We start from the raw sequence: 26,843 nt of genomic DNA, 5'->3' as shown, positions 1-26,843 counted from the left end.
AGGGGTGGGGAGGGGGTGGGGTGGGCACATAGTGGGGTATGAGTGGGAAGCGGGAGCTGGATCAGGCGGTGCGGGAGCTCGACGGGGCGGACACGCTGGCCTTCGGCGGGGTCGGGTTCGCCGGGCAGGTGCTGCCCGCGACCGACGCGTACCGGCGGTTGGAGCAGGAGCTGCGCGAGCACCCGGAGTCGGGCCGGAAGCGGGTCGAGCGGCTGCTCAAGAAGGGCTCGCCGGCCGGGAAGGCGTACGCGGCGACGCTGTTGGAGACCGTCGATCCGGCGGCCGGGCGGGACGCCTGGGAACGGCTGCGCGACGACGACGGCGAGTTCACCACGTTCCACGGTTGCGTGATGGGCCGGACGACGCTGCGTGAGTACGCCGCCGACCGGCTCGCCGGCCGCCGACCGTAGCTGACCCCACACTCAGCGAACAGCGCTTCGGCCGAGGTGCGCGGGGTTGTTACCGTCTCCGCCAATGCAGGTTGGGGGGAGGCGGTCATGAACGGTTCGGTGGCGTACGTGGTGGCCACGCTGGGGTGCCTGCTGGGGGTGGCCGGCGTGGTGATCGCCGTGATCGCGCTGCGCAGGTCCCGCTCGGCGCCACGGGAGAAGGCGGCACCCGGTGACCCGTTCCGGGACCGGGACACGGACGTGCTGCGCGGCGACCCGCGCGCGCTCAAGCCCGGCGACATCGTCGAGATCCGCCAGGTGCCGTACACCGTGCGCGGCTCGGTGCACCTGGTCGAGGGCGGCTGGAGCTGGGCGGAACACCTGCTCGACGACGCCGGCGGCGTGAAGCGCTGGCTCTCCGTCGAGGCGGAGCCGGACCTGGAGATGGTGCTCTGGGCCAGTGAGCCGGGGGCCACGGTGACGCCGGGCGCCCCGACGCTGGAGATCGCCGGTCGCCGCTACAACTGGGACGAGTCCGGCCAGGCGCGCTACACCGCGACCGAGGGCACCGGCCTCGACCCGCGCGGCACCATGCGCTACCACGACTACCAGGCACCCGGCGGGGCCCGGTTGTCGTTCGAGGCGTACGGCGAGGCCGGCTGGGAGGTGAACCTCGGCGAGGAACTGCGCCGCGCCGAGGTGATGATCTACCCGCAGGGCGGCCCGGACCAGGTGAAGTGAGCGTGCTCGTCGCCCTGCAGACCCCGTACGTCGACAGCCGCGCCGCCGACCTGAGCCTGACGCTCGGCGGCCCGGAGCTGCCGGCGCTGGCCGTCCGCGACGTCGACCTGCCCGGCGGGACCCGGCTGCGCCTGCGCCTGCTCGGCGCCTCCCACCAGGTGGTCCTCGGCGGGCTGACCGAGACGGTCGCCTGCCTGCCCGGCCGCCGGCCGCACCTGCCGGACACGCTGCACGACGCGACCGCCGGCTACCGGTTCACCGCCACCGTGCTGCGGCCGGCCGGCGACGGCCTGCGTACCCGGGTCGCGGCGCTCCGCGCCGAACTGGCCGGCGACCCGTTCGCGCTGGTCGGCGTGTTTCCCGGCGACGAGGACGCGGTCACCGCGCTCGCCGTCCGACCCGACCCGCCGGGCGGCCCGGTCGCCTGGCGCACCTGGCACGCCTACCCCCAGACAAACGAGCTGGTCCTGACCGAGACGGTGGTGGAGGAGCTGTGACGTACCGACGGTGGTTCGTGGTGGGCGTGGCGGTCGCCGTGGTCGGCGCGCTGGTCGCCGCTTCCGCGATCTTCTACGGCAACTTCTCGCCGCGCGGCTACGTGCAGGACCACTACTCCCGGGCGTCCGGGCGGGACATCGGCTCGCAGGCCGTCGCGTACACCTCGAACCGGTCGCCGAGCCAGGTCTCGAAGGAGATCACCGACACCTGGCAGCCAGCCGACCAGTACGTCGACGGCAGCGGCGTGTACCTGCGCTACGACGACGACTCGGTGGTGATCCTCCCGCTCGCCGTCGGCTCGGTGATCCTGCTGGAGCGGATGTCCACCGCGTACCCCCGGTACCACGGCGTCGTCGGCAACAGCTGGGGCTGGGGCCGAGGCAGCACCGTCCGGGGCGGCGGCCCCGGCGCCGGCAAGTAGCCCGTCCGACCCCCTCACCCTGGAGTAGTCCCTGTGCAGCATCTCGTCACCGATCTGCTGGTCACCCTCGCCTACGGCGTGGTCGGCGTGGTTCTGATGGCCGTCGGCTACCTGCTTGTCGACCTGGCCACCCCCGGCAAGCTCCACGAGCTGATCTGGGCCGAGCGCAACCGCAACGCCACGCTGCTGCTCGCCTCCAACCTGGTCGGCGTCGGCACCGTCGTGGTCGCCGCGATCGTGGCCAGCGACGACGACTTCATGCTCGGGCTGGTCGGGGCCGCCGCGTACGGGTTCCTCGGTCTGGTGCTCATGGCGGTGGCGTTCGTGCTGCTCGACGTGGCCACCCCCGGCAAGCTCGGCGAGCTGCTGGTCGACCCGGACCCGCACCCGGCGGTCTGGATCTCCGCCACGGTGCACGTCGCCACCGGCGCGATCATCGCCGCCGCCATCAGTTGATGGCCGGAAAGAGCGCTGCCGCGAAGGCGAAGGACCAGCGCAACACGACGGTGGTCTGGATCGCCGTCGTCCTGCTGTTCATCGGCGTGCCGATCGCGATCGGGATCGTCAACGGCAGCGAGAGCACCGACGTGCCCGGTCCGACGACCGAGCAGCGGAACGCCACCGTGCCGCTGCTGGCGTCCGCCTCCGACGGCCAGGGCATCTGCTATGGCTGGCGGCTGTCCGACTGGGGCGACGAGATCAGCGTCGGCTCCAACCTGGGTGACGGGACGCCGGTGCGCGACGATCCACGCTGCCCGCGCTGGATCGAGGTCTCCGCCGTCGTCCACTACACCTCCGCCAGCAGCGAGTCGCAGGACTCGGCGCGCATCGGCGTGGACGGCTCGGACGACATCGACCGCGCCGACCTCTACCCGATCGCGAACGGGCTGAGCCGCTTCGGGCTGGACGAGGACGCCTTCGTCGACGAGCCCGGGTGGGCGATCACCCGGGCGACGACCGTGCTGCCGCTGCTCGCCGCCGAGGTCGGGCTCGCCGAGGCCGCCCCCACCCCCACCGCCGCGACGCCGACCGGCACGCCGGCCCCGCTGCCGAGCGCCGGCAACGACCTGCTGCGGGACCGCTGGGGTTGGCTCGTCACCGCCGCCGTTCTCCTGCTGGTCGCCGCGCTCTTCATCACCGTGGGCGTGCGACAGCGGAAGCGGCAGCTTCGGAAACCGGTGCCCGCGCAGCGCGCCGGGGCGGGACCCGCCGGGCGTACCCGGGAGGAAGCGTGACCGTCGACGTGCCCGCACGGCCCCGGTGGCGCGCGGCCCGCGCGGCGGTCCTGCTCGCGGTCTTCGTCTGCGCGGCCTGCGGCCTGGTGTACGAGCTGGCGCTGGTCGCGCTCGGCAGCTACCTGATCGGCGACGCGGTCGGGCAGGCGTCGATCGTGCTCGGCGTGATGGTCTTCGCGATGGGCGTCGGCGCGCTGGTCGCGAAGCCGTTGCAGTCCCGGGCCGCGCCCGCGTTCGCCGCGATCGAGCTGACGCTGGCGCTGCTCGGCGGCCTCTCCGTGCTCGGCCTCTACGCGGCGTTCGCCTGGCTGGACCTCTACGGCCCGGCGCTGGTCGGCACCGCGTTCGTGCTCGGCCTGCTGATCGGCGCGGAGATCCCGCTGCTGATGGTGATGCTGCAACGCATCCGCGAGCAGTCGGCGGGCAGCGCGGTGGCCGACCTGTTCGCCGCCGACTACGTCGGCGCGCTGCTCGGCGGGCTGGCCTTCCCGTTCCTGCTGATGCCGATCTTCGGCCAGCTCAAGGGCGCGCTCGTGGTCGGCGCGGTGAACGCCGTCGCCGGGGTGGTGCTGGTCTTCACGGTGTTCCGCGACGAGCTGAGCCGCCGGGCGCGGGTCGGCCTCGGCGCCGGCTCCGTCGTGGTCGCGCTCCTGCTCGGGTACGCCTGGGTGACCGCCCACGACTTCGAGGTGACCGCCCGCCAGCAGCTCTACCGCGACCCGGTGGTGCACGCCGAGCGCAGCCGCTACCAGGAGATCGTGCTGACCCGCTCGGTGCGGGAGGTCGGCCACACCGACACCGACCTGCGGCTCTTCCTCAACGGCGACCTCCAGTTCAGCTCCGTCGACGAGTACCGCTACCACGAGGCGCTGGTGCACCCGGCGATGCGCGGGCCGCACGGCGACGTGCTGGTGCTCGGCGCCGGCGACGGGCTGGCCGCGCGGGAGATCCTGAAGTACCCGGACGTGCGCTCGGTGACGCTCGTCGACCTCGACCCGGCCGTGGTGACGCTGGCCCGCAGCGAGCCGCAACTGCGCGACCTCAACCACGCCTCGCTCACCGACCCCCGGGTACGGGTGCTCAACCTGGACGCGTTCGGCTGGCTGCGGACCGCCACGCAACGCTTCGACGTGGTGATCGCCGACCTGCCCGACCCGGACGAGACGGCCACCGCGAAGCTCTACACGGTCGAGTTCTACGCGCTGGTCCGGCCGGTGCTGGCCCAGGGCGGGCGGCTGGTCGTGCAGTCCGGCTCGCCCTACTTCGCGCCCCGGTCGTACTGGTCGATCGAGCGGTCGGTGCGGGAGGCGGGGTTCGCCACCGTGCCGTACCACGTCGACGTGCCGAGCTTCGGCGACTGGGGGTTCGTGCTCGCCGCGCCCGGCGACGCCGCGCCGGAGCTGGCCCTGCCGGCCGACGCGCCGCCGCTGCGTTTCCTCACCCCGGCGGTGCTCGCCGCCGCCGCCACGTTCCCCGCCGACCGTGGCCGGGTGGACGTGCCCGCCTCCACGCTGTTGCAGCCCAGGGTGCTGGAGTACGCCCGCGAGGAGTGGCGCGGCTACTAGGTTTCGGAGCATGCGGGCACACCACCGGCTGGTCCGCCGGCTGCCGACCCGGGCGATCGACGCCGCCGCGTACCTCCAGGCGTTCGTGCTCTCCGGCGTGGTCACCGTGCTGGCCGTCCGGGCCTACCTCCAGGCCACCAACTATCCGCAGCTCGGCGGCGGTGGGCTGCACATCGCGCACGTGCTCTGGGGTGGCCTGCTGCTCGTCGTCGGCCTGGGCATCGCGCTGGTGTTCCTCGGCGGCGGGCCACGCACCGCCGGCGCGGTGGTCGGCGGCGTCGGGTTCGGGCTCTTCATCGACGAGGTCGGCAAGTTCGTCACCGCCCGCACCGACTACTTCTACGCGCCCGCCGCGGCCATCATCTACGTCGCGTTCGCCCTGCTGGTGCTGCTCACCCAGGCGGTACGCGGGCGGACCGGCCGGGCCCGGCTGGCCCCGGCCGAACGCACCGCCAACGCGCTCGACCTGGTGCTCAGCGGCCTGCCCGGTGGGCTGACCGACAGGCGTCGGATCGCGGTGCTGCGCCTGGTGCAGGGCACCGGGGCGGCCACCGAGGCGGCCCTGGTCCAGTTGCTGGACGCGGTGCCCCGCCGGGAACCGCCGCCGGTGCGGTTCTGGCAACGCGGGGCGGCGTGGGCCCGCCGCTTCGCCGCCTGGGCGGTGGGCCGGCGCTGGCTGGTCTGGCCGGTGGTGGTCTGGCTGGTGGTGGAGCCGGTGGTGACCGTGGTGGCGGTGGTCCTCGACGGCGTGACCGGGGCGCTGGACCAGGAACGGGAGTGGGGCGCGGTGCTCGGGGTGAGCGCCACCGCGCTGGTCACCGCCGTGCTCAGCCTGCGCGCGGCCTGGCTGCTGCGTCGGGACCGGACCGAGGCGTTCCGCCTGTTCACGTTGGCTCTCCTGGTCGACCTGCTGTTCGGGCAGGTCTTCAACTTCACGGTCAACCAGTTCGGCGCGGTCTCCGCCGTCGCGCTCGATCTGGCGCTGCTCGGCGTGGTCACCGCCGAGCACCGGCGGCTGCGCCGCGCCGCCGAACGCTGAGCCCTTCTGCCGTGCTCACCTGGCCCGGGATCGCTACGGTGGTGATCTCATCCAGGGAGGGAGAATCATGGTCGATGCTCCGGGCACCTCGCCCCGCGCGCGTCCCAGTGTGGTGACGCTTTCCAGTTGGCTGCTCATTCTCGTCGCCGCGATCCAGGTGCTGAACCTGATCGTGACGCTGTCCGTCATCGGCAAGATCCGGGACGTGCTGAAGGACGCGTACGCCGGCACCTCGGCCGAGTCGGCCGGCGACGTCGCGTACGCGTTCACCATCGGCACGTCGATCCTGTCGCTGCTGCTGGCGGCCGGTCTCGTCGTGTTGGCGCTGCTGAACAACCGGGGCAAGAACGCCTCCCGCATCACCACCTGGGTGGTGGGCGGCATCCTGTTCTGCTGCACCGGCGGCAGCCTGCTCAACGGCGTCTCCGGCGGCATGATGGGCGGCGGCAACACCAGCGGCGACCTGCCCAGCGGGCAGGAGATCCAGCGCCGGCTGGAGGACGCGCTGCCGTCCTGGTTCGCCCCGGTCAGCACGCTGCTCGGCATCGTCGCGCTGCTCTCGCTGCTGGGCGCGCTGATCCTGCTGGCGCTGCCGAAGTCGAACGAGTTCTTCCGCAAGCGCAAGGCGGGCTGGGAGCCGCCGGTGCCGGGTGGCGCCTACCCGGCGTACCCGTCGACTCCGGGCCAGTCGGCCGACCCCGGCTATCCGTCGGCCACGGGGCAGTCGGGCGACCCGGCGTACCCGGCGTACCCGTCGACCCCCGACCAGCCGCCGACCACGCCGCCGCCGGCCGGGCCGACCGGTCAGCCGGGCGAGCGCCGTGACCCGGAGCCGCCTTCCGGAAACTGACGTCCGGATATCAGCGACGCCGACGGTCCCTCCGAGTAGGTTGCAAGCCGACGCCTACCGGAGGGACCTGTCGTGTCGTACCCCGATCGGGTCGCGCCCCGCCGGCCGGGCGCGGTCGTCGCGGCGGTGGCCGTGCTGCTGCTGATGGCGGTCGGCGCCGTGGCGTACGCGGCGACGAACCTGGTGGTCGCCGGTGGCACGGTGGACCGGTTCCGGGCCGCCGCGGCGGGCACCGACGCGGGCGGTGACGACATCGACCGGGTCGCCGGCCTGCTGCGCGGCTCGACCGTGCTGACCGTCGTGCTCGGCGTGCTGGCCGCGCTGCTGCTGGTCGGGCTCGCGCTCGGGCTGCGCGCCGGCCGCCCCGGCGCACGGGTGGCCACCTGGGTGGTCGCCGGGCTGGGGCTGCTCTGCGGCTGCTGCGGGTTCGCGACGCTGGTCGGGCAGCGGGCCGCCCCGCTGCGGCTCGGCGCCGACGACCGGGTCACCGCCGATCTGCTGGGTCTGGTCGGTGACGCGTACCCGGACTTCTGGCTCGCGGGGAACGCGGCCATGTTGGTGGCGCAGATCCTCGGGTACCTGGTGGTCGTCGCGCTGCTCGCGGCGCCCTCAGCGAACGCCTTCCTGCGCCGTCCGGCCCCGGCGCGCTCCGGCCCGGCCACCGGCTACGGCGTGACCGTGTCCGGCGGGCCCGCCTCCGGGCCGACGCCTTGGGGCCCGCCACCCGGCCTGACCGCACCGACCGGGCCGGCCGCGACCGCACCGACCGGGCCCTCGACGCCACCCGCGTCCGCGCCGCTGCCTCCGTCCGGGCCCCCGTCGTCCGCGCCCCCGTCGTCCCCGTCCGGCCCGCCCCCTCCGGAGGATCGTCCATGACCGATGCCGCCGCGCCCGTCCGTCGCCGGGCCCTCATCACCGGCGCCAGCCTGGGGATCGGCGAGGCGTTCGCCCGCCGGCTCGCCGCCGACGGATGGGACCTGGTGCTGGTGGCCCGGGACGCCGCCCGGCTCGGCGCGCTGGCGACCGAGCTGACCGGCCGGCACGGCGGCGCGGCGGAGACGCTCCCGGCCGATCTGTCCACCGACGACGGTTGGGCGATGGTCGAGCGCCGGCTGACCGCCGGCTCGCCGGTGGAACTGCTGGTGAACAATGCCGGGATCAGTCTGGACACCCCGTTCGTCAGGTCGGCCGTGCCGGACGAGGTGCGGTTGGTCCGGCTCAACGTGCTGGCGGTGCTCCGGCTCACCCACGCGGCTCTCGGTCCGATGATCGAACGAGGTCATGGGGCAGTGATAAATGTCTCTTCGGTAGCGGGTTTCGGGGTGCCCATGCCGGGCTCGACATACTCCGCCAGCAAGGCGTGGGTGACCAATTTCAGCGAGTCGATCGGCCAGTCGGTGGCTCCGCTCGGTGTACGCGTGATGGCGCTCTGCCCTGGCTACACGCGCACCGGAATTCACGAGCGAACCGGCATCGACATGTCCCGACTGCCCGCCTGGGCCTGGCTGCGGGCCGACGAGGTCGTCGATGAAGGGCTGCGTGACCTGGGCAAAGGCAAATTGGTGAGCGTTCCGGACTGGAAGTACAAGCTGGCCGTGGCCGGGCTGCGACACGCGCCGAAACGGCTGCTGCGGGGCTTCACGCGCGATACCCGGGGAGCCGTCGACCGGGCTGGTGGGTGACCGGGGCGGTGCTCCGGGCGATCGGGTCGATCCGTCGCCGGACCGGGATGGACGGTCGCACAGCGTAGCCGGGCATCGCCACTCATCGGTTGCCCACAGGGGTGACCGCGGCGGCCCCCACAGACGGCGTACAGACTCGGGAAGTACGCTCTATCGCCATGGGGGACCACGACGACCTGCGTAAATTCATCACTGACCTGGCTGTGGTCCACGGTCGGGTAGTGCTCTCGTCCGGCCGTGAGGCGGACTGGTACGTCGATCTGCGTCGCGTCACGCTCCATCACCAGGCCGCTCCACTGATCGGACGGGTGATGCGCGACCTCACCGCGGACTGGGCGTACGACGCGGTCGGCGGCCTGACCCTGGGCGCCGATCCGGTGGCCGTCGCGATGCTGCACGCCTCGGCCGGCACCGACCGCCCGCTGGACGCCTTCGTGGTCCGGAAGGCGGGCAAGGCGCACGGCCTCCAGCGCCGGATCGAGGGCCCGGACGTGTCCGGGCGTCGGGTGTTGGCGGTGGAGGACACCTCGACCACCGGCGGAAGTGTGTTGACCGCCATCGAGGCGTTGCGTGAGGCGGGGGCGGAAGTCGTGGGTGTGGCGGTTATTGTTGATCGAGGCGCCGGCGACGCGGTGCGAGCCGCCGGACTGCCTTATCGGGCGGCCTATACGTTGGCTGACCTCGGCCTTGTGGCCTAAAAGTTTGCCGATTCGGATCTGCTGATATGCAGGCGGATCGATGCTGCTGGTGGAAGGATGGAATACGTGGGAACTGCGTTGGCTGAAATGACCATGCCTCAGATCTCGCCGCTTGCCGGCGAGCCGATCGAACGCGCCGACGCCGAGCGGCTGGCGGGGGTCCTCAAGGCCCTCGCCGACCCCGCCCGGCTGCGGCTGCTCAGCCTGATCCAGTCGGCTCCCGAGGGGGAGGCGTGCGTGTGTGACCTCACCGCGCCGCTCGGCCTCTCGCAGCCGACGGTCAGTCACCACCTGCGTATCCTCACCGAGGCCGGCTTGCTGGAGCGGGAGAAGCGCGGTGTCTGGGCGTACTACCGGCTGGTGCCGACCGCGATCGCCACGATCGCGGATCTGCTCACCCCGCCGCGGAAGCGGGCCACCAAGAAGGCTCGCTGACACCACGGCCCGTTTGCGGACGGGTCGGCCGGCCGAGGCCCGGCGCGCTGACACGCGCGTCGAACCCGACAGGCCGTTCCGCCCGGATGTGGGTGACCGGTGGCGTGCCAGGGGTGGCGCCATCGACGCACGGTGACGGCTGCCGTCATCCGTGTCACCCGCGAGCCGACAGGTCGGACCCGAAGGCCGGCCCCCGCCCGGGGGCCGGCCTTCGGTGTGTCCGAACCGGTCACCGGCGGTGCTGGCCGCCGTGCCCGTGCGGGTGGTCGTCGCCGTCGAGGGCGTCCCGGGCGGCGTCCACGGCGCCGGCCGCGGTCGCCGCGGCGATCACCGCGACCGCCTCGCCGCGCTTGCGCGCCCGCCGGTCGCGGAGGAACTCGAAGAAGATCGGCAGCACCGAGATCAGGATGATCAACGCGACGACCGGCAGGATGTACCTGTCGATCTTGTCGCCGATGGCGTCGTAGATCTGGCGGGCCAGCAGGTACCCGATCAGCAGGATGCCGTCCACCCAGAGGACCGCGCCGACCACGTTCCACACGAAGAACTGCCGGGCCGGCATGCCGAGCACCCCGGCCACCGGGTTCAGGAACGTCCGCACGATCGGGATGAACCGGGCCAGCACCACGGCCTTGGCCGGGCCGAACTTCTGGAAGTAGTACTCCGCCTTCGCCACGTACTCCCGCTTGAACAGCCGGGAGTTGGGCTTGTCGAACATGCGTCGGCCGTAGCGCGCGCCGAGCCAGTGCCCGAGCTGCGCGCCGGCGATCGCGCAGATCGGGCCGCCGATCATCAGCCCGGCCAGCGACAACCGGGTGCCGTCACCGAAGATGGCGTCGGCCACCGGCGAGGCGGCCACCCCGGCCAGGAAGAGCAGCGAGTCACCCGGGAAGAAGAAGCCGACCAGCAGACCGGTCTCGGCGAACAGGATCGCCCAGACGCCGATCATCCCGAAGGTGTGGATGAGGTCCTTCGGGTCGAGCGGGTTCAACGCCACGTTCTCGGAGATCATCCGGGTCTTCTCTGCTGTGTCCACGGCCACATAGGGTACCCGTCCACCCCCCACCCCCGGCCCACCCCCGCTTTTTCCCGGAAAGCGGGCCCATCCACGCGGCGATGGGCCCACCAGCGGGGCGTGAATCAGAGCCGCGGGTCGACCGGCTCGGACTCGCAGGCGAGGATCGCGAACACCAGCTCGTGACGACGCCAGAGCGGGGCGTCCTCGGCGAGCGCGTCCAGGGCGGCCAGGCCCAGGCCGTGCTCCCGCAACGCCAGGCCGCGCTTGCGGCCCAGCGAACGCTTGCGCAGCGCGGCGAGCTGCGCCGGCTCGGTGTACCCGGGACCGTAGATGATCCGCAGGTACTCCCGACCCCGGCACTTGATCCCGGGCTGGAGCAACGAGCCCTTCGGCGACCGGGCGGCCAGGCCGGCGTACGGCTTGACCACCATGCCCTCGCCACCGGCGGCGGTCAGCGTCAGCCACCAGTCCGTGGCCGCCGACACCGCCGCCTCGTCGGCCAGCTCCACCACCAGCCGCCGGGTCGGCGTGAAGAACTCCGGGTCGGCCGTGCGGAGCCGGTCCGCCAACGCCAGATGCCAGCCGTGGTCGCGGTCCGCGTAGCTCGTCCCGGCACCGGCCAGCACCGCGAACGGGGCCAGCGTGACGCCGCGCAACCCGTCCGTCGGACCGACGTACGCCCGGTACGCCGCCGAGTACGCCGTCACCTCGGCGGCCCGCTCGGCCATCCGCGCCCGCAACCCGTCCACCGGCAGCCCGCGCCCGGCCGCGGCGTCCAGCGTGGCCAGCACCGCCGGCAGCGCCGCCCGGCCGGCCGCGCCCACGCTGGCGTACTGCTCGCGGATCAGGCCGCCCGCCTTCGCCGACCAGGGCAGCAGCTCCGTGTCGAGCAGCAGCCAGTCGGTGTCCAGCTCGGCCCAGAGACCGGCGGTGGTGACCGCGGCGCGCACCCGGGCCAGCAGCTCGTCGTCGAGCGGCGGCCCGAAGAACGGCCGGCCGGTACGCGTGTGCACCGCCCCGCCGCCGAACCGGCCCGGCTCCCGTTCCACGAGCACCACGGCGCGGGAGCCCATGTGCTTGTCCTCGCACACCACCCGGTCGGCGCCGGCCGCGCGGTAGTCGGCGAACGCCTGCGCCGGGTGCTCCAGGAACCCCGCCACTGTCGACGTGGAGCAGGGCGCCATGGTCGGCGGCAGCCACACCAGCCGGCCCGGGTCCAGCGCGTACCGGCTCATCACCTCCAGCGCGGCGGCGGCGTTCTCGGCCGGCACGGTCAGCGACCCGTACGCGTGGGTCAGGTGCCGCCGACCGGTCACGTCCGCCACGTCCAGCACGGTGTCCGGCCGCGCCGGGGCCGGCGGGACCAGCGGGCGGGCCGGGGCGTACCACTCCCGTTCCGCCGGGACCGCCACCAGCTCCTTCTCCGGGTAGCGCAGCGCGGTCAGCGTGCCGCCGAACACGCAGCCGGTGTCCAGGCAGATCGTGTTGTTGACCCACTCCGGCTCCGGCGTCGGGGTGTGCCCGTACACGACCATGGCCGAGCCCCGGTAGTCGCGCGCCCACGGGTAACGCACCGGCAGGCCGTACTCGTCGGTCTCACCGGTCGTCTCGCCGTAGAGCGCGAACGACCGCACCCGGCCGGACGCCCGGCCGTGGTACGCCTCCTTCAGACCGGCGTGCGCCACCACCAGCCGGCCGCCGTCCAGCACGTAGTGGCTGACCAGGCCGTCGATGAACGCCTCCGCCCCGGCGACGAACTCCGCCGGCTCCGCGGCGAGCTGCGCCATCGTCTCGGCCAGGCCGTGGGTGAGCCGCACGTCCCGGCCGCGCAGCTTGCGCAGCAGCTTCTGCTCGTGGTTGCCCGGCACGCAGATCGCGTGCCCGGCCGCCACCATGCCCATCACCAGGCGGAGCACGCCGGGCGAGTCCGGGCCGCGGTCCACCAGGTCACCCACGAAGACCGCGGTACGCCCGGCGGGGTGCGACGCGTCCACCGGGCGGCCCGCGTCGTCGCGGCGCAGCGCGTAACCGAGCCGGGACAGCAGCGCCTCCAGCTCGGCGCGGCAGCCGTGCACGTCCCCGACGATGTCGAACGGGCCGGTCAGCTCGCGGCGGTCGTTGAACAGCTTCTCGTAGCGGACCTCGGCCGCGTCGATCTCCTCGACCCCGTGCAGCACGTGCACCTTGCGGAAGCCCTCGCGGGCCAGCCGCCCGTACGACTGCCGCAGGTCACGCCGCATCCGGGTGAGGACCTGCCGGCCGTGCGTCCGGTCCGCGCGCGCCTCGGTGCGCTCCCAGGCCACCGTCTCCGGCACGTCCAGCACGATCGCCACCGGCAGCACGTCGTGCTCCCGGGCCACCCGGATCAGCCCGGCCCGGGCGTGCGGCTGGAGGTTCGTCGCGTCCACCACGGTCAGCCGACCGCGCCGCAGCCGGATGCCGGCCACGTGGTGCAGCGCGTCGAACGCGTCGGCGGACGCCGACTGGTCGTTCTCGTCGTCGGCGACGAGGCCACGGAACATGTCCGAGGAGAGCACCTGGCTGGGCGCGAAGTGCCGGCGGGCGAACGTGGACTTGCCGGCGCCGGAGACGCCGACCAGCGCCACCAGCGCCAGCTCGGGAATGTCCAGGACGGTCATCGGCTCGTCTCCTCCGTCCGGTCGTCGCGGGTGAAGATCGCAAGCTGGGTCGGGGTGCCCACCTCGGGGTCGTCGTCGCCGACGCCGCCGATCGTGGCGGTGTAACCGTGCGCCGCCGCGACCCGGGTCACCCAGGCCGCGAACTCGGCCCGGGTCCACTCGAATCGGTGGTCGGCGTGCCGGAACCGGCCCGGCCCGAGCCCCTCGTAGCGGACGTTGTACTCCACGTTCGGGGTGGTCACCACCACCGTGCCCGGCCGGGCGTGGCCGAACACCGCGTCCTCCAGCGCCGGCAGCCGGGGCGGGTCGAGATGCTCGACCACCTCCATCAGCACCGCCGCGTCGTACCCGCGCAGCCGGTCGTCCCGGTACGTCAGCGCCGACTGCCGCAGGTGGATGCGGTCCCGCTGCCGCTCCGGCAGCCGGTCCAGCCGCAGCCGACGGGCCGCCATGGCGAGCGACCGGTCGGCCACGTCGACGCCCACCACCTCGGTGAACCGCCGGTCGGCGGCCAGCGCGGTGAGCAGCGCACCACCACCGCAGCCCAGGTCCAGCACCCGGCTCGCGCCGCTGTCGCGCAACGCGGCGAGCACCGCCTCCCGCCGGCGTACCGCCAGCGACGCGCGACGCGGGTCCGCGTCCCCGGCCGGCGCGTCCCCGGCGGTGCCCGGGTCGACGCTGTCGTCGGCGGGCGGCTCGTCGGCCAGGCGCAGCTCGGCCAGGCGGGCCAGCGCCGCGCCGGCCAGGGCCCGGCGGTGCGCCAGGTAGCGGCGGGTGATCAGGCCCCGCTCCGGATGGTCGGCCAGCCAGCCGGAGCCGGCCCGCAGCAGCTTGTCCACCTCGTCCGGGGCGACCCAGTAGTGCTTGGCGTCGTCCAGCACCGGCAGCAGCACGTACAGGTGGTTGAGGGCGTCGGCGAGCCGCAGCGTCCCGCTCAGCGTCAGGTCGACGTAGCGGCTGTCACCCCAGTCCGGGTACGTCTCGTCGAGCGGGACCGGGGTGGCCGTCACGGTCCAGCCGAGCGGGGCGAAGACGCGTACCGCCAGCTCGGCCCCGCCCCGGCAGCGCAGCACCGGCACCCGTACGGTCAGCGGGAGATCGGTGGCGGCCAGTTCGGGGCGGTCCCGGGACTCGCCGCGCAGCGCCGAACGGAACACCTTGGTCAGCGCCGAGGAGAGCAGGCTGGAGGCGGCGTACGGGCGGTCGTTGACGTACTGCCCGAGCGTGAAGCCCTCCGGGGCGGTCGACTGCCGGCGGCCCCGGCCCCCGCCCAGCTTCAGCGGGTCCACCTCGACCAGCAGCGCCGCCGTGCACCGCGCCTCGTCCGCCTCCGGGTAGAACACGTGCGCGGTGCCGGCGGGCAGGTCGAAGCTCTGCACGCGGTCCGGGTGCTTGACGAGGAGGTGGCCGAGGTCGGTGGCGGGGCGGTGGGTCGTGGTGAGGGTGAGCAGCACGGTTCTCATGCTCCCGTGATCTTGTGGTTCTGTCGTGGGGGTTTCCGGGGGAGCCCGACCCGCTCCGGGCGGTCAGGCTTGATCCCTGCGCGGGTCGGGCTCCCCCGGAAACCCTGTCGTGGTCGTTCGCCGTCGGACCGTGCTGCTTCTGGGTCTTTTCTTTGTGGTGCTCTGGATGTGGCGGTGCCCCGCCGACCGGTGTGGTCGGCGGGGCACCGGGGGTGGTTCGGTCAGGCGACGAAGCGGGTCTTGCGGCGGCGGGCCACCACGTAGCCGCCGAAGCCGGCGGCGAGCAGCAGCGCGCCGATGCCGGCGATCAGGCCGGTGGAGGAACCGGTGATCGGCAGCGTGCCGCCGTCACCGCCACCCTGGCCGCCGTCGCCGCCACCCGCAGCGGCGTTCACGACGAGCTTCGCGGCGTCGTTGGCCTTGTTGGTGTCGTCCTGGAAGCCCTCGCACTCGCACTTGGCGTTGATGACCACCGCGCCGGTCGCGTTCGGCACGACCTTGTCGATGCGCAGGCCCAGCTCGACGGTCTGCTCCTCGCCGGCCTGGATGAAGATGTCCGGGTAGCAGCGGTACGCCTTGGCACCCGGCGTGCCCGGCTCCTGCCAGTCGCCGTCGTTGCCGTTGAGCGGCATGCAGTTGTCGGGCACCTCGACCGCGGTGGTGCCGGTCGGAACGGTGACGTCGATCTTGGTGACCGGCGAGCCGCTGCGGCCGAAGTCGAGCGTGGCCGGACCGTTGTTACGGACGCCCACGGTCGCCTTGACCACGTCGCCCTTCTTGCCGGTCACCGAGTCGCCGATGGCGGCCAGGTCGACACCGTTCTTGCCGGTGACCTTGACCTCCATGCCGGACCAGTTGTTCTCCGGGTTCGGGTCGGCCTGGAAGGAGCGGGCCTGCACGGCGGACTGCTTGGTGAGCACCAGCGGCCCCTCGGTGCCCGGCTTGCCGACCGAGATGTCCCGGCTGTCCAGGTAGTCGGTGAAGTCGTCGAACTCCGCGACCGTCATCCAGTTGTGGTACGCGTAGTCGGCGCCCGGGGCGTACGCGTCCTTGGCCACCGTGTAGGGCACGGTCGCGGCGAACGTCTCGCCGCCGGCCACGGTCAGGTCCGGGAAGGAGCAGGTACGCAGCCAGTCCTCCACGTAGGTGCAGTTGCTGTAGTGCTTGCTCGTACGGATGCCGTAGTCCTGGTCGAAGACGACCACGGCGCCCTTCGCGGTGGTCTCACCCGCGTTGCGCACGGCCAGCGGCGCGGTGAAGGAACCACCCGGGGCGGCGCTGCGGGTCACCTCGGGGCCGCCCGCCAGGTCGACGCCCTCACCGATCTTCACGGTGGCGGTGTGGCTGGCCGACGTCACGCCGTCGGCGCTGACGGTGACCTTCAGGTCGCCGGAGTCGCCGTCCTTCGCGCCGGCGGCCGGTGCGATGTTGATGTTGAGCAGGCCGGCGATGCCCCACTCGTCGATGCCGACCTCGAAATGCTCCTGGCAGAGCAGGACGTTCTTGGTCGGGGTGGTGCAGTCGCCGTCGATCTCCGGAGTGATCTTCGCCTTGCCGGCGAGCCCGGAGTAGTCGTAGCGGACGGTCAGGTTGTTCACCACGACCGGCTCGCTGGCGTACACGTAGGGCGTCTCGATCTTGCCCTCGCTGCCCAGGGCGACAGTGGTGTTCGGGAAGTAGAGCGCGAGCTGGACGGCCGGATCCGCGGCCGACGCGGGGATGGCGGAGGCGGCGACGAACGCGCCTGCGACGCCCAACCCGGCGAGCCAGCGCCGGGTGGAGTTGCTGAGCATGTAGGGGGTCCTCCCGTGGGGGTGATCAGGTGGAGCCCGTGGAGCTTAAAGATTCCTTAAGCCGGTCCGGTGCCCCGAACGGCGAACATTGACCGAACGGTTGATCACCACCGCCGCAATGTTCGGTGCCCCCGTGCCCGTCTATCGAGCGGGACACCGGGAGGTGCAGTGACGTACGAGGAGTTCGTCGACGCGCGGCTGGGCGCGCTGCTGCGGTACGCGGTCATGTTGACCGGCGACCCGCACCAGGCCCAGGACCTGGTACAGGAGACCATGGTCCGGGTCCAGCTCCACTGGCGACGGGTGGCCCGCGCCGACGCGCCGGAACGGTACGTGCGCCGGATGCTCACCAACCAGTTCGTGGACTGGCGGCGCGGCTCGTGGGCCCGCCGGGTGCTGCTGCGTGGCGAGCCGGACGAGGCGGTGCCCGCGCCCGCCGACCACGCCCAGTCCGCGGTGGACCGGGACCAGGTCTGGTCCTGGCTGTCCCGGCTGCCCCGACGGCAGCGCGCCGCGCTGGTGCTGCGCTACTACGAGGACCTGTCCGACGCGGAGATCGCCGACGTGCTCGGCTGCGCCGTCGGCACCGTCCGGTCCAGCATCTCGCGCGCCCTGGCCACGCTCCGAGCCGAACACGTGGAGGTCTGCTCATGATCGAGGACGAGCTGCGGGCCGCGTTCGCCCGGTACGAGGCGCTGACGCCGTCCACCGGCCCGGTCCGGGCCGCCATCGACCGGGCGGTGGCCCGTCGCCGTCGTCGCCGTCGACGGGTACGCCTGGCCGGCACCGCGCTGGCGGTGGCCGCCGTCGCGCTCGTCGGCTTCACCGTGGTGGCGCCCCGACCACCGCGGCCCACGCCGCTCGCCACCGCCGCGCCGTCGCCGGTCCCCGGCACCGGGCTGAACGTGCTGCTGCTCGGCCTGGACCAGGCGGACGCGAGCCGGCGGGCCGACTCGATCGTGCTGGTGCACGTGCCGGCCGACCGGAGTCGGCTCTACCTCGTGTCCATCCCGCGTGACCTGCTCGTACCGATGCCCGACGGCGGGACGGGCAAGCTCAGCGCGACGTTCGCCCTGGGTGCCGGGTCGGGCGACCTGGCGGCCGGCTACCGGGCCACCCGCCAGGCGGTCACCCGGCTGACCGGGGCGCAGGTGGACGCCGGGGCGGTGCTCACCTACCAGGCCACCCGGACGCTCACCGACGCGGTCGGCGGCGTACCGGTCTGCCTGCCGGCGGCGGTGCGCTCGGTGCACACCGACAGGCGCTTCCCGGCCGGCTGTCAGCGCCTCGACGGCGCGCAGGCGGTGGACCTGCTCCGACAGCGGTACGGCCTGCGCGAGGCCGTGCTGGACCGGGAACGCAACGCGCTCCGGTACGCGGCCGGCCTGCTCCGCCAGATCCGCGAGCAGGGGATCACGAGCGATCCGGTACGCCTCGGCCGGCTCGTCGGCCAGGTCGGACCGGCCCTGACCACGGACACCGGTGACCTGTCCCTGCCGGCGCTGCTCTCGGTGGCCGTTCGGGCGGGCACCGCCGACCCGGTCGCGCTCGGTCTGCCGGTCCGCTACCAGGAGTGGACGACGCGCGGCTTCGAACCGGACCCGACACTCGTCGACGGCTTCCTGGACGCGTTGCGTGGCGACCGGTTGGCCGACTGGACCGCCGCCCACCCGGCGCAGGTCGTCGGCCTGCGCTGACCGTCGTCAGCGGTAGTCGTCCTCGTCGGCGCTCACCACGCGGGCCTGCTCCATGGCGTCCCAGTCGGCGACCTCCAGGCCCCGGTGCGGCTCACCGTCGGTGTCGTCGGGGGTGGCCGGGGCGGCCTGCTCGACCGCGTCGGCCGGCTCCGCCTCGGGGTCCCGTTCGTCCGGAGCGAGGTGGTCGCTCGGGGCGAAGTCCTCGTCGGGCTGTCCCATCGTCCCTCCCTGCGTCTCGTTCCGAGCGTGTCCCCACCACCGTACGGGCTGGTCCGGGCCACCGCTCGGAGCCGGGCGAAGCGCGGAGTCGGCGATTGCGCCTCCCCGGGCGCGCGGCCGGTGCCAGGATGGAGGCGTGGGCTTCCTCATCCGGCTGGCGATCACCGCGGTCGCGCTGTGGGTGGCCACGCTGATCGTGCCCGGGGTGCAGGTCACCGGCCGCAACGGCGGCAACACGGTGTTCACGCTGATCGTGGTGGCGCTCGTCTTCGGCGTGGTCAACGCGGTGCTCAAGCCGCTCATCAAGGTGTTCGGCTGCGTGTTCTACCTGCTCACGCTCGGCCTGTTCGCGCTCGTGGTGAACGCGTTGCTGTTCCTGCTGACCGACTGGATCGCCGGCGTGCTGCGCCTGCCGTTCCACGTCGACGGCTTCTGGGCCGCCTTCTGGGGGGCCATCGTGGTGTCGGTGGTGAGCTGGCTGATCAGCGTCGCCGTGCCGGACCGTCTGGAGGAACGGTGAGCGGTGCCCGGGTCGGTTGTGCCCCGCGTTCGCTTCTACGGGATACTGCCCGCGGTGGACAGCGCGGTCCGGCGCACCCGAGGAAAGACGACGGCCTGTACGGCCGAGAGCGGTAAGTAAGGAGCGTTCGACATGCCCATCGCTTCCCCCGAGGCTTACGCGGAGATGCTGGACCGGGCCAAGGCCGGCCGGTACGCGTACCCCGCGATCAACGTGACCTCCTCCCAGACGCTGAACGCGGCGCTCAAGGGCTTCGCCGACGCGGAGAGCGACGGCATCATCCAGGTCTCCACCGGTGGCGCGGAGTACCTGTCCGGCCCGTCGGTCAAGGACATGGTGACCGGCGCGACCGCGTTCGCCGCGTACGCGCACGAGGTGGCCAAGAAGTACCCGGTGAACATCGCGCTGCACACCGACCACTGCCCGAAGGACAAGCTGGACAAGTTCGTCCGGCCGCTGATGGCCATCTCCCAGGAGCGGGTCAAGAACGGCCAGGAGCCGCTGTTCCAGTCGCACATGTGGGACGGCTCGGCCGTGCCGGTGGCGGAGAACCTGGAGATCGCCGAGCAGCTCCTCGCCGAGGCCGCCAAGGGCAAGATCGTCCTGGAGATCGAGGTCGGCGTCGTCGGTGGCGAGGAGGACGGCGTCGAGAACGCCATCAACGACAAGCTCTACACCACCGTGGACGACGGCCTGGCCATGGTCGAGGCGCTCGGCCTGGGCGAGAAGGGCCGCTACATGGCGGCGCTGACCTTCGGCAACGTGCACGGCGTCTACAAGCCGGGCAACGTGAAGCTCCGTCCCGAGGTGCTCAAGCAGATCCAGGACGCGGTCGGCGCCAAGTACGGCAAGGACAAGCCGCTCAGCCTGGTCTTCCACGGCGGCTCCGGCTCGCTGCTGGAGGAGATCCGGGAGGCGCTGGACTACGGCGTGGTGAAGATGAACATCGACACCGACACGCAGTACGCCTTCACCCGCCCGGTCGCGGACCACATGCTGCGCAACTACGACGGCGTGCTGAAGATCGACGGCGAGGTCGGCAACAAGAAGCAGTACGACCCGCGGGCGTGGGGCAAGCTGGCCGAGGCCGGCCTGGCCGCCCGCGTGGTCGAGGCCTGCGAGCACCTGCGCTCCACCGGCACCCGGATGAAGTAACGCGCTCCGCGTGAAAGGAGGGGCCCCTTTTTAACAGACGTCTGTTAAAAAGGGGCCCCTCCTTTCACTTCACCAGCAGCGCGACCGCCTCGCGGGCGTCGTCGGTGAGGTGGATCGTGCGGGACAGGTCGCCGAACGGGGACGCGGCGAACAGCGGTCGCAGCAGCGACTCCACCGGCAGCTCCGTGGTCCAGAACGCGCGGTCGAGGAAGACGTACGCGCCGCTGGCCCCGTCGGTGCCGTAGAACGTCTTGGTGGCGGCCTGGAACACCTCCTGCACGGTGCCGGCCCGGCCGGGCGCGAACACGATGCCGCCCCGGGCCAGGCGCAGGATGGTGTCCTCCCGGATGGCGTTGGAGAAGTACTTGGCGATCCGGCCGGCGAAGAGGTTCGCCGGTTCGTGGCCGTACAGCCAGGTGGGGATCGCCAGGCCGCCGGAGCGGGCCCACTCGGTGTCCGGCGCGGCGGGCCGGGGCGAGGGCAGCGACGGACCGTCCGCGTACCGCTTGCGTACCGCCAGCGCCGCCGCCGTGTAGCGGTCGTGGTCGGTGAAGTCCGGGGCGGCGGCCAGCACGTCGATCGCGGCCGACAGCTCCTCGGCCGGCCAGGCCGCCAGGAACGCGCCGAGGTTCGCCGCCTCCATCACCCCCGGACCGCCGCCGGTCACCACCAGGCGGTCGGCCCGCGCCAGCTCCCAACCCAGCACCGCCGCCATCCGGTACGCGGCGCTGCCGCGCGGCACCGCGTGCCCACCCATCACGCCCACCACTGACTGCGGCCCGTGCACGGCCAGCCACGCCCGGGTCGCGTCGGCGAGCGCGTTGTCCACGCCGTGGTCGTGCAGCCGCTGACCGAGCGCCTCGCGGACGTCCGGCAGCGCGCCGCCGTGCGCCCGGAAGTGCGCGTACACCCGGGTGTCGTACATCTCGGCGAACCCGCCCTCGGCGAAGCCGGCGGCCAGGTCGTCGGCGGTGTAGAGGTGCGACGGCTGGGTCGGGTAGGGCAGCCCGGAGAACGGCGGCACGACGTTGGCGCCCCGGCGGACCAGGTCCGCGCCCACCTCACGGTCGGCGAACCGGCAGCCCACGAAGAGCGTGCCGGCGACGTCGACGTCGCGCAGGTCCGGAACCGGATCCAGGTCGAGGCGGAGACCCTGCACGGTCAGGCCGGCGAGGGTCCCCCCGGCCAGCCGGTGATCGAACTCGGTCCGGGTCTGGACCTCGTCGACGTGGGGCGCGTGCGGCTCGATGACGTCCGCGGGTGGTGGGGTCGGCACCAGATCATCCTGCCCCGGCCGGGCAACCTCGCAAACCCGGGCGGTACGGACAGGAGCCCGGCGGGTGCGCCGCCGGGCTCCTGCGTAACCGGTCCTGGGGAGGCTCCGGACCTGTAGTTGTAGTGCAAGAACCACCGCGGCGGCATGGGCCGCGGGTACGTGTGGTCCCGCCGAGGCGTGACGAAACCCTCAGCCGTTCAGCCGACCGGCCGGCGGGCCCCCCTCGCGCGCGCCAGGGCGAAGCGGGTTGAATGGGGCGATGCAGAACCTGTTGCCAGAGCCACCGGCCACGCTGCTCCCGGTTTCCGAGGAGGCCGACGCCGCGCTCGCCGCCGCGGTCGAGCAGGGCACCGAAGAGGCGTACGCCGAGGTCGCAGCCCGCTTCCCGACCTACAGTGCGGCCTGGGCGTCGCTGGCCGGCCGCGCGCTCGCCGCGGGCCAGGTCGTCCCGGCGTACGCGTACGCCCGCACCGGCTACCACCGGGGCCTGGACCAGCTGCGCCGCAGCGGCTGGAAGGGACACGGCCCGGTGCCCTGGTCGCACGCGCCCAACCAGGGCTTCCTCCGCTGCCTCTACGTGCTCTCCCGGGCCGCCGGTGAGATCGGCGAGGCGGACGAGGCGGCCCGCTGCGCCCAGTTCCTCCGCGACTGCGACCCGGCCGCCGGGGACGCGCTGGCCAGCGACTGATCCGTCCCGCGACGGCCGGCCCGGACCCGGGCCGGCCGTCGCGTCGTCCTACAGCCCTTCCGCCACCGACGCGGCGATCTTCAGCCAGGCGTCGCGGGTGGCGGCCGAGAGTTGGCCGTAGCGCAACGGCTCGCCGGTGTCGATGAGCCGCTCGTACGGCGCCAGCAGCACCGCCCGGGTGCGGGCGGCGAAGTGGGCCTGGATGGCCGGCAGGTCGATCTCCTTGCGCGACGGTGGCATCGACACCACCGTGACCGCCTGCCGGACCAGCCGCTGCCGGCCGCTCTGCTCCAGGTGGTCCAGCATCCGGGCGGCGGTCTCGGCCGAGTCGTTCCGCGCCGACATGGTGACCACCAACTGGTCGGTGGCGTCCATGGCGGCCTGCCAGTTCTGCGCCCGGACATTGTTCCCGGTGTCCACGAAGATCAGCTTGTAGAAGCGGCTGACCACGTCCCGGATCTCGGCGAACGCGGCGGCGGTCAGCATCTCACCGCCGGTCGCCGACTCGTCCGAGGCGAGCACGTCGAACATCCCCTCGCCCTGCGAGCGGACGTACTGCGACAGGTCGCCGACGCGTCCCTGCGCACCCTGGAACTGGCCCAGGTCGCGCAGCATGTCACGCACCGTACGGGCGTGGAAGTCCTGCTGGGCCCGCATGCCGAGGGTGCCCTGGGTCTCGTTGTTGTCCCAGGCCAGCACGTACCCGCCGCGCTTCTGGCCGAACGTCATGGCGAGCAGCAGGATGGCCACCGTCTTGCCGGCGCCGCCCTTCGGGTTGACCACCGTCACCTGGCGCAGCCCGCCGAAGTTGCGGCGGACCATCTCGATGTCGCGCTTCATCTCCTGCTCGTGCCGGCCGGGCGCGAGCCGGACCAGCCCGATCCGGTTCACCACCGCGCGGACGCCCATGGTGGCCACCGGGTCGACCGGCCGGACCTGACGCCGCCGGGCGAAGTCCTCCGCCGTCGGCGGCACCACCTGCGGCGCCGGCCAGCCCTGCTCCGGGTACACCCCGGGCGGCACGGCCGGCTGACGTGCCGTCCCGGGCAGCGGCGGGTACGCCGTCCCGGTCGCCGGCGGCCCGGCCGCCCGCGGGTACGCCGCCCCGACTGCCGGTGGGCCGGGCACCGGCGGGTACGCCGTCCCGGTCGCCGGTGGGCCGGACGTCGGCGGCTGCGCCGGCTGTGCCGGCACACCCGGTTGCGGCATCCCGGCCGGTGGCGGCACCCCGGCCTGGGCCGACCTGACCGCCTGTGGCGGTACGCCGCCGTGTGGCGATGCTCCCGCCTGGGCCGGCTCGCCGGCCGGGGACGGTCCGCTCGCCGCCTGTGGCGTTCCCGGCTGCGGCGGCGGCCATCCCGGCGGGTACCAACCCGGCTGGCCGGGCTGCGGCGGGTAGGTGACCGGCGGGTAGACCGTGCCGGTGCCGGTGCCGGTGCCGGTGCCCTGCGGCTGCGGCGGCTGCGGCACGGGCACGCCCGGCGACGGCGGGAACGGGCCGAGCCGGGGTGGCGACTCCTCGACCGGTCCGCCCGGCCCGACCGCCGGCTGCGGACCGTCCACGGGTGCCGAACCGACCGGAGCGGTGGCGGCCTCGACGGTGGCGCGCTGCGGTGGCTGCGCCCACGGTGACGTGGTCCGGCCGTTCGCCGGAGCGTCACCGCCACCGTTCACCCACGTGGGGATCGGGGTTGGACCGGCGTCGTCCACGGGCGCGGCGATGGCCCCGGGGCCGGTCGCCGGGGCAGCGGGTTGGTCGTGCAGCGTCGCCGGCCGGTACGGATGCGCCGCCGGCCCGGCTCGATCGACGTCGGCTGTCGAGGCTGCCCACGCCGGAGCCGGCGGTCCACCCCGGCCCGGAACGGCCATCGGCGTGGCCGGTGGCGGCGGGACCGGGAAGGTCTGCGGCGACGGGGTCGGGGTGGCCTGCGGTGGCGGGTCCGGCGTGGCCGGTGGCGACGGGGTCGGGGTGGTCTGTGGCGACGGGACCGGGGTGGCCGGCGGTGGTGGGCTCGGGGCGGCCTGCGGCGACGGAACCGGGGCGTCGGCCGGCGGCAGGGGCCAGGGTGGCACGGCCGGCTGGGCCGGGGCCGCCCACGGCGGCGCGGTGACCACCCCGTCGATCTCCTCGGGCGGCCAGAGCGGCTCGATGTCCCGCTCCGGCACCTGCGGTCGGCCCGGTACGTGGGCCCGGTCGTCGTTCTCGTGCACCACGGTTCCTCCAGATCCCTCCCGCCGAGGATAGGCGGTCCGGCCAGCGGCGTGGCCCGGGCACGGATCGATCAGGGTCAGCCCGTCCAGACCGCCCAGGCGCCCGGCTCGGTCCACCAGGACCGTTTCCGGCTCAGTTCACCCTCGACGCCGTCGTCGAGGAAGGGCACCCGATCGTCCCGGGGCACGACCGCCACGGCCCGGCCCCGGGCCCGGCGTACCTCGAGCCGGACCCTCTTCCGGCCCAACGCGGATCGGGTGACCACGGGCACGGCCACGCCCACCGCGATCCGGCCGTCGGTCGGATCGGGATCGGCCAGCAGCTCCACCTCGCCGAGGCGTGCGTACCCGCCGGCGTTGCCGATCGCGCACGCGGTGATCGGCTCGGTGCCGTCGCTGAGCACCGCGCCGTCGACCTCGACACGGGCCCGCCAGTGCAGTGGCCGCCCGGCGTCGTCGGCGGCGCCGAGCAGCGCGCCGTCGAGCGTCACCGAGCCGCCGTCGTTGCGCAGCAGGTCCAGTCGGCGTGCCGTGCCGTCCAGCACCACCGTGGCCACCGCCGCCGGGTCACGCGGCAGCCCGAGCTGCGCGGCCAGGTCCCGCGCCGTCCCGGCCCGGGCCGGATCGAGCGGGAGTACGCCGACCGGGGGCAGGTCGGGCAGCGTGCGGTCCTCGGCGAGGTCGGCGGGGCGGCGGCTGGGCGGCGGAGCGTACCGGCGGACCAGCCGACGCAGCACGGCGCGCAACTGACCGTCACTGGCCGTGGCGACGATCAGCCGGGTCTTGCCGTCCGGGTCCGGCCAGGTGAGGCCGTCGGGGCGGGGCGGGCCGTCGAGGCGGGCCAGCACCTCGTCGATCTCCGCATCCGACCGGGCGGTCACCGTGGTCACCCGCGCGCCCCGGGCGGTCAGTGCGTCCGCGCAGGCCAGCACCGGTACGCGCGGCGTCTCGCAGCGGTCCTCGCCGGCTGCCTCGACGGTCTCGTCCGCGCCACCGCAGCAGGCCCCGCCGCTGCCGCAGCCCGCACCGGGAGCGTCCCGCTCCGAGCCGAGGGTGAGCAGCACCACGTCGTACACGAACGAGCCTCCTGCTTCTCGACGAACCCCTGCCGGTCCCGCCGTCACTACTTGTTAGCCTGACACCCCGGGCTCGCCGACCGGTCGCCACCTGGCACCCGAGCCTTCTGGAGGCGGAGAAGATGCCAGCGATCGTGCTCCTCGGCGCCCAATGGGGCGACGAGGGCAAGGGCAAGGTTACCGACCTGCTGGGTGAGCGGGTCGACTACGTCGTGCGCTACTCCGGCGGGAACAACGCCGGCCACACCGTGATCACGCCGGACGGCCAGAAGTACGCGCTGCACCTGATGCCGTCCGGCGCGCTCTCGCCGAGCGCGATGATCGTCATCGGCAACGGCGTGGTGGTCGATCCGAAGGTGCTGCTGCAGGAGATCGACGGGCTCGCCGAGCGCGGCGTCGACGTCTCCCGGCTGCGCATCTCCGGCGACGCGCACCTGATCATGCCGCACCACCGGGCGTTGGACCGGGTGGTCGAGCGCTACCTGGGCAGCTCCCGGATCGGCACCACCGGTCGGGGCATCGGCCCGGCGTACGGCGACAAGGTCGCCCGGATGGGCATCCGGCTCCAGGATCTGCTCGACCCGGGCATCCTGCGCAAGAAGCTGGAGCTGGCGCTCCGGGAGAAGAACCAGACGCTGTTCAAGGTCTACAACCGCAAGGCGATCGACGTCGACGAGACCGTCGAGGAGTACCTCGCGTACGCCGAGCGGCTGCGGCCGTACATCGCCGAGACCCGGGTGATGCTCTGGGACGCGCTCGACCGCGGCGAGACCGTGCTGCTGGAGGGCGCCCAGGCCACCATGCTCGACATGGACCACGGCACGTATCCGTTCGTCACCTCGTCGAACCCGACCGCCGGTGGGGCGTGCGTGGGCGCCGGCATCCCGCCGACCGCGATCACCAAGGTCATCGCGGTGAGCAAGGCGTACACCACCCGGGTCGGCTCCGGCCCGTTCCCGACCGAGCTGTTCGACGACAACGGGCAGCACCTGCGCAAGGTCGGCCACGAGTACGGCACCACCACCGGTCGGGAGCGCCGGTGCGGCTGGTTCGACGCGGTGGTGGCCCGGTACGCCTGCCGCCTGAACGGCGTCACCGACCTGGTGGTGACCAAGCTGGACGTGTTGACCGGGCTGCCCAAGGTGCCGATCTGCGTCGGCTACGACATCAACGGCGAGCGTTTCGACGACATGCCGATGACGCAGACCGACTTCCACCACGCCACGCCGATCTACGAAGAGCTCGACGGCTGGTGGGAGGACATCACCAAGGCGAGGACCGAGGACGAGCTCCCCGAGAACGCCCGCCGCTACATCGCCCGCATCGAGGAGCTGACCAACACCCGGGTGAGCGTCGTAGGCGTAGGCCCCGGCCGCGAGGAAAACGTCCTCCGCCACCCCCTCCTCCCCTAACTCGAAAATCGACCGTGACTTGACGTGCGGCAGCATCCCGCGTCGCGAAGCGGCGCGGGATGGGTCTTGTGGGGTGGTGCGTTAGGCGGCGAGGTCGAGGGTGACGCGGTAGCCGAGGGCTTC

At 73.3% G+C, this 26,843-nt stretch carries 27 protein-coding genes; 19 read left to right on the top strand and 8 right to left on the bottom strand.

The genetic code is table 11. The features are described 5' to 3' along the window. The first annotated feature begins 38 nt into the window (after positions 1–38). The 13 genes from C8054_RS30690 (at position 39) to C8054_RS30630 (ending at position 9,553) form a co-directional block, all read left to right on the top strand. A complete protein-coding gene (locus tag C8054_RS30690; RefSeq protein WP_107162654.1) occupies positions 39–410 on the top strand; it encodes a hypothetical protein in 372 nt (123 codons plus the stop codon). A gap of 87 nt (positions 411–497) precedes the next feature. Continuing rightward, a complete protein-coding gene (locus C8054_RS30685) occupies positions 498–1,130 on the top strand; it encodes a DUF4178 domain-containing protein (protein WP_107162653.1) in 633 nt (210 codons plus the stop codon). 2 nt (positions 1,131–1,132) lie between these two features. Beyond that, on the top strand, positions 1,133–1,627 hold the full coding sequence (locus C8054_RS30680) for a DUF2617 family protein (RefSeq protein WP_107162655.1): 495 nt from the start codon (positions 1,133–1,135) through the stop codon (positions 1,625–1,627). Continuing rightward, positions 1,624–2,049, top strand: a complete 426-nt coding sequence (locus tag C8054_RS30675; protein ID WP_107162652.1) for a DUF4247 domain-containing protein — start codon at positions 1,624–1,626, stop codon at positions 2,047–2,049. The genes C8054_RS30680 and C8054_RS30675 overlap by 4 nt, the downstream gene beginning before the upstream one ends. A gap of 33 nt (positions 2,050–2,082) precedes the next feature. After that, complete coding sequence (locus C8054_RS30670; RefSeq protein ID WP_107162651.1) at positions 2,083–2,505, top strand: DUF350 domain-containing protein; 423 nt, start codon at positions 2,083–2,085, stop codon at positions 2,503–2,505. Then, positions 2,505–3,284, top strand: coding sequence for a hypothetical protein (locus C8054_RS30665; RefSeq protein ID WP_107162650.1), 780 nt, complete (start codon positions 2,505–2,507; stop codon positions 3,282–3,284). The genes C8054_RS30670 and C8054_RS30665 overlap by 1 nt, the downstream gene beginning before the upstream one ends. Further along, complete coding sequence (locus C8054_RS30660) at positions 3,281–4,849, top strand: polyamine aminopropyltransferase (RefSeq protein ID WP_107162649.1); 1,569 nt, start codon at positions 3,281–3,283, stop codon at positions 4,847–4,849. Before C8054_RS30665 ends, C8054_RS30660 begins: the two co-directional genes overlap by 4 nt. A gap of 40 nt (positions 4,850–4,889) precedes the next feature. Next, on the top strand, positions 4,890–5,888 hold the full coding sequence (locus C8054_RS30655; RefSeq protein WP_199199988.1) for a hypothetical protein: 999 nt from the start codon (positions 4,890–4,892) through the stop codon (positions 5,886–5,888). Between the two features lie 67 nt (positions 5,889–5,955). Next, positions 5,956–6,738, top strand: a complete 783-nt coding sequence (locus C8054_RS30650; RefSeq protein WP_107162647.1) for a hypothetical protein — start codon at positions 5,956–5,958, stop codon at positions 6,736–6,738. A 72-nt stretch (positions 6,739–6,810) separates the two neighbouring features. Next, positions 6,811–7,614 carry a hypothetical protein gene (locus C8054_RS30645; protein WP_107162646.1) on the top strand — a complete coding sequence of 268 codons (804 nt, stop codon included), beginning with the start codon at positions 6,811–6,813 and terminating at the stop codon, positions 7,612–7,614. Continuing rightward, positions 7,611–8,420 (top strand): SDR family oxidoreductase, encoded by an 810-nt coding sequence (locus C8054_RS30640; protein ID WP_107162645.1) that lies wholly within the window; start codon positions 7,611–7,613, stop codon positions 8,418–8,420. Before C8054_RS30645 ends, C8054_RS30640 begins: the two co-directional genes overlap by 4 nt. A gap of 158 nt (positions 8,421–8,578) precedes the next feature. Next, positions 8,579–9,118, top strand: coding sequence for an orotate phosphoribosyltransferase (gene pyrE, locus C8054_RS30635; protein WP_107162644.1), 540 nt, complete (start codon positions 8,579–8,581; stop codon positions 9,116–9,118). 57 nt (positions 9,119–9,175) lie between these two features. After that, positions 9,176–9,553: a helix-turn-helix transcriptional regulator gene (locus C8054_RS30630; protein WP_007073957.1), complete on the top strand. Its 378-nt coding sequence runs from the start codon at positions 9,176–9,178 to the stop codon at positions 9,551–9,553. Between the two features lie 229 nt (positions 9,554–9,782). Here C8054_RS30630 and C8054_RS30625 read toward each other — a convergent pair whose 3' ends face one another. From C8054_RS30625 to C8054_RS30610, 4 genes are all read right to left on the bottom strand, one after another. Then, the gene (locus C8054_RS30625) at positions 9,783–10,565 is read right to left on the bottom strand and encodes a DedA family protein (protein WP_107162643.1); all 783 of its coding nucleotides are present in this window, start codon (positions 10,563–10,565) and stop codon (positions 9,783–9,785) included. Between the two features lie 128 nt (positions 10,566–10,693). Next, positions 10,694–13,210: a polynucleotide kinase-phosphatase gene (locus C8054_RS30620; protein ID WP_107162642.1), complete on the bottom strand. Its 2,517-nt coding sequence runs from the start codon at positions 13,208–13,210 to the stop codon at positions 10,694–10,696. Then, positions 13,207–14,664 carry a 3' terminal RNA ribose 2'-O-methyltransferase Hen1 gene (locus tag C8054_RS30615; RefSeq protein ID WP_107162641.1) on the bottom strand — a complete coding sequence of 486 codons (1,458 nt, stop codon included), beginning with the start codon at positions 14,662–14,664 and terminating at the stop codon, positions 13,207–13,209. Before C8054_RS30615 ends, C8054_RS30620 begins: the two co-directional genes overlap by 4 nt. Before the next feature lie 230 nt (positions 14,665–14,894). Next, entirely contained in the window at positions 14,895–16,466 is a 1,572-nt protein-coding gene (locus C8054_RS30610) for an LPXTG cell wall anchor domain-containing protein (RefSeq protein ID WP_107162640.1), read from the bottom strand. Between the two features lie 168 nt (positions 16,467–16,634). Between C8054_RS30610 and C8054_RS30605 the strand changes: the two genes are divergently transcribed. Both C8054_RS30605 and C8054_RS30600 read left to right on the top strand, forming a co-directional pair. Continuing rightward, complete coding sequence (locus tag C8054_RS30605) at positions 16,635–17,120, top strand: SigE family RNA polymerase sigma factor (protein WP_107162639.1); 486 nt, start codon at positions 16,635–16,637, stop codon at positions 17,118–17,120. Continuing rightward, positions 17,117–18,163 (top strand): LCP family protein, encoded by a 1,047-nt coding sequence (locus C8054_RS30600; RefSeq protein WP_107162638.1) that lies wholly within the window; start codon positions 17,117–17,119, stop codon positions 18,161–18,163. The genes C8054_RS30605 and C8054_RS30600 overlap by 4 nt, the downstream gene beginning before the upstream one ends. 6 nt (positions 18,164–18,169) lie before the next feature. Here C8054_RS30600 and C8054_RS30595 read toward each other — a convergent pair whose 3' ends face one another. Then, complete coding sequence (locus C8054_RS30595; RefSeq protein WP_107162637.1) at positions 18,170–18,382, bottom strand: hypothetical protein; 213 nt, start codon at positions 18,380–18,382, stop codon at positions 18,170–18,172. A 136-nt stretch (positions 18,383–18,518) separates the two neighbouring features. Here C8054_RS30595 and C8054_RS30590 point away from each other — a divergent pair, with 136 nt between their 5' ends. Both C8054_RS30590 and fbaA read left to right on the top strand, forming a co-directional pair. After that, positions 18,519–18,902, top strand: coding sequence for a phage holin family protein (locus C8054_RS30590; RefSeq protein ID WP_107162636.1), 384 nt, complete (start codon positions 18,519–18,521; stop codon positions 18,900–18,902). A gap of 132 nt (positions 18,903–19,034) precedes the next feature. Beyond that, on the top strand, positions 19,035–20,057 hold the full coding sequence (gene fbaA / locus C8054_RS30585) for a class II fructose-bisphosphate aldolase (protein ID WP_107162635.1): 1,023 nt from the start codon (positions 19,035–19,037) through the stop codon (positions 20,055–20,057). 64 nt (positions 20,058–20,121) lie between these two features. On the opposite strand, the gene C8054_RS30580 is transcribed toward fbaA, so the two are convergent. Continuing rightward, complete coding sequence (locus C8054_RS30580) at positions 20,122–21,333, bottom strand: LOG family protein (protein ID WP_107162634.1); 1,212 nt, start codon at positions 21,331–21,333, stop codon at positions 20,122–20,124. Positions 21,334–21,592: 259 nt separating this feature from the next. Between C8054_RS30580 and C8054_RS30575 the strand changes: the two genes are divergently transcribed. Next, a complete protein-coding gene (locus C8054_RS30575; protein ID WP_107162633.1) occupies positions 21,593–22,021 on the top strand; it encodes a DUF3151 domain-containing protein in 429 nt (142 codons plus the stop codon). Between the two features lie 48 nt (positions 22,022–22,069). Here the strand turns inward: C8054_RS30575 and C8054_RS30570 are convergent, their stop codons facing one another. Continuing rightward, on the bottom strand, positions 22,070–24,235 hold the full coding sequence (locus tag C8054_RS30570) for a chromosome partitioning protein (protein WP_107162632.1): 2,166 nt from the start codon (positions 24,233–24,235) through the stop codon (positions 22,070–22,072). 74 nt (positions 24,236–24,309) lie between these two features. Continuing rightward, on the bottom strand, positions 24,310–25,308 hold the full coding sequence (locus C8054_RS30565; RefSeq protein WP_107162631.1) for a diacylglycerol kinase family protein: 999 nt from the start codon (positions 25,306–25,308) through the stop codon (positions 24,310–24,312). A gap of 122 nt (positions 25,309–25,430) precedes the next feature. On the opposite strand from C8054_RS30565, the gene C8054_RS30560 reads away from it, so the two are divergent. Next, positions 25,431–26,720, top strand: coding sequence for an adenylosuccinate synthase (locus C8054_RS30560; RefSeq protein ID WP_107162630.1), 1,290 nt, complete (start codon positions 25,431–25,433; stop codon positions 26,718–26,720). The last annotated feature ends 123 nt before the right edge of the window (positions 26,721–26,843 follow it).

The organism is Micromonospora sp. RP3T, assembly GCF_003027925.1.
Classification (GTDB): domain Bacteria; phylum Actinomycetota; class Actinomycetes; order Mycobacteriales; family Micromonosporaceae; genus Micromonospora.
The sequence above is the reverse complement of the archived record's forward strand: the minus strand, read 5'-3'. Positions and strand labels throughout refer to the sequence as shown.

Bases quoted from the DNA above. Each gene is read 5' to 3' on its own strand.
- C8054_RS30685 (WP_107162653.1), top strand. From the start codon at position 498: ATGAACGGTTCGGTGGCGTACGTGGTGGCCACGCTGGGGTGCCTGCTG.
- C8054_RS30630 (WP_007073957.1), top strand. From the start codon at position 9,176: ATGGAATACGTGGGAACTGCGTTGGCTGAAATGACCATGCCTCAGATC.
- pyrE (WP_107162644.1), top strand. From the start codon at position 8,579: ATGGGGGACCACGACGACCTGCGTAAATTCATCACTGACCTGGCTGTG.
- C8054_RS30650 (WP_107162647.1), top strand. From the start codon at position 5,956: ATGGTCGATGCTCCGGGCACCTCGCCCCGCGCGCGTCCCAGTGTGGTG.
- C8054_RS30600 (WP_107162638.1), top strand. From the start codon at position 17,117: ATGATCGAGGACGAGCTGCGGGCCGCGTTCGCCCGGTACGAGGCGCTG.
- C8054_RS30620 (WP_107162642.1), bottom strand. From the start codon at position 13,210: ATGACCGTCCTGGACATTCCCGAGCTGGCGCTGGTGGCGCTGGTCGGC.
- fbaA (WP_107162635.1), top strand. From the start codon at position 19,035: ATGCCCATCGCTTCCCCCGAGGCTTACGCGGAGATGCTGGACCGGGCC.
- C8054_RS30640 (WP_107162645.1), top strand. From the start codon at position 7,611: ATGACCGATGCCGCCGCGCCCGTCCGTCGCCGGGCCCTCATCACCGGC.
- C8054_RS30595 (WP_107162637.1), bottom strand. From the start codon at position 18,382: ATGGGACAGCCCGACGAGGACTTCGCCCCGAGCGACCACCTCGCTCCG.
- C8054_RS30665 (WP_107162650.1), top strand. From the start codon at position 2,505: ATGGCCGGAAAGAGCGCTGCCGCGAAGGCGAAGGACCAGCGCAACACG.
- C8054_RS30575 (WP_107162633.1), top strand. From the start codon at position 21,593: ATGCAGAACCTGTTGCCAGAGCCACCGGCCACGCTGCTCCCGGTTTCC.
- C8054_RS30560 (WP_107162630.1), top strand. From the start codon at position 25,431: ATGCCAGCGATCGTGCTCCTCGGCGCCCAATGGGGCGACGAGGGCAAG.
- C8054_RS30625 (WP_107162643.1), bottom strand. From the start codon at position 10,565: ATGATCTCCGAGAACGTGGCGTTGAACCCGCTCGACCCGAAGGACCTC.
- C8054_RS30610 (WP_107162640.1), bottom strand. From the start codon at position 16,466: ATGCTCAGCAACTCCACCCGGCGCTGGCTCGCCGGGTTGGGCGTCGCA.
- C8054_RS30690 (WP_107162654.1), top strand. From the start codon at position 39: ATGAGTGGGAAGCGGGAGCTGGATCAGGCGGTGCGGGAGCTCGACGGG.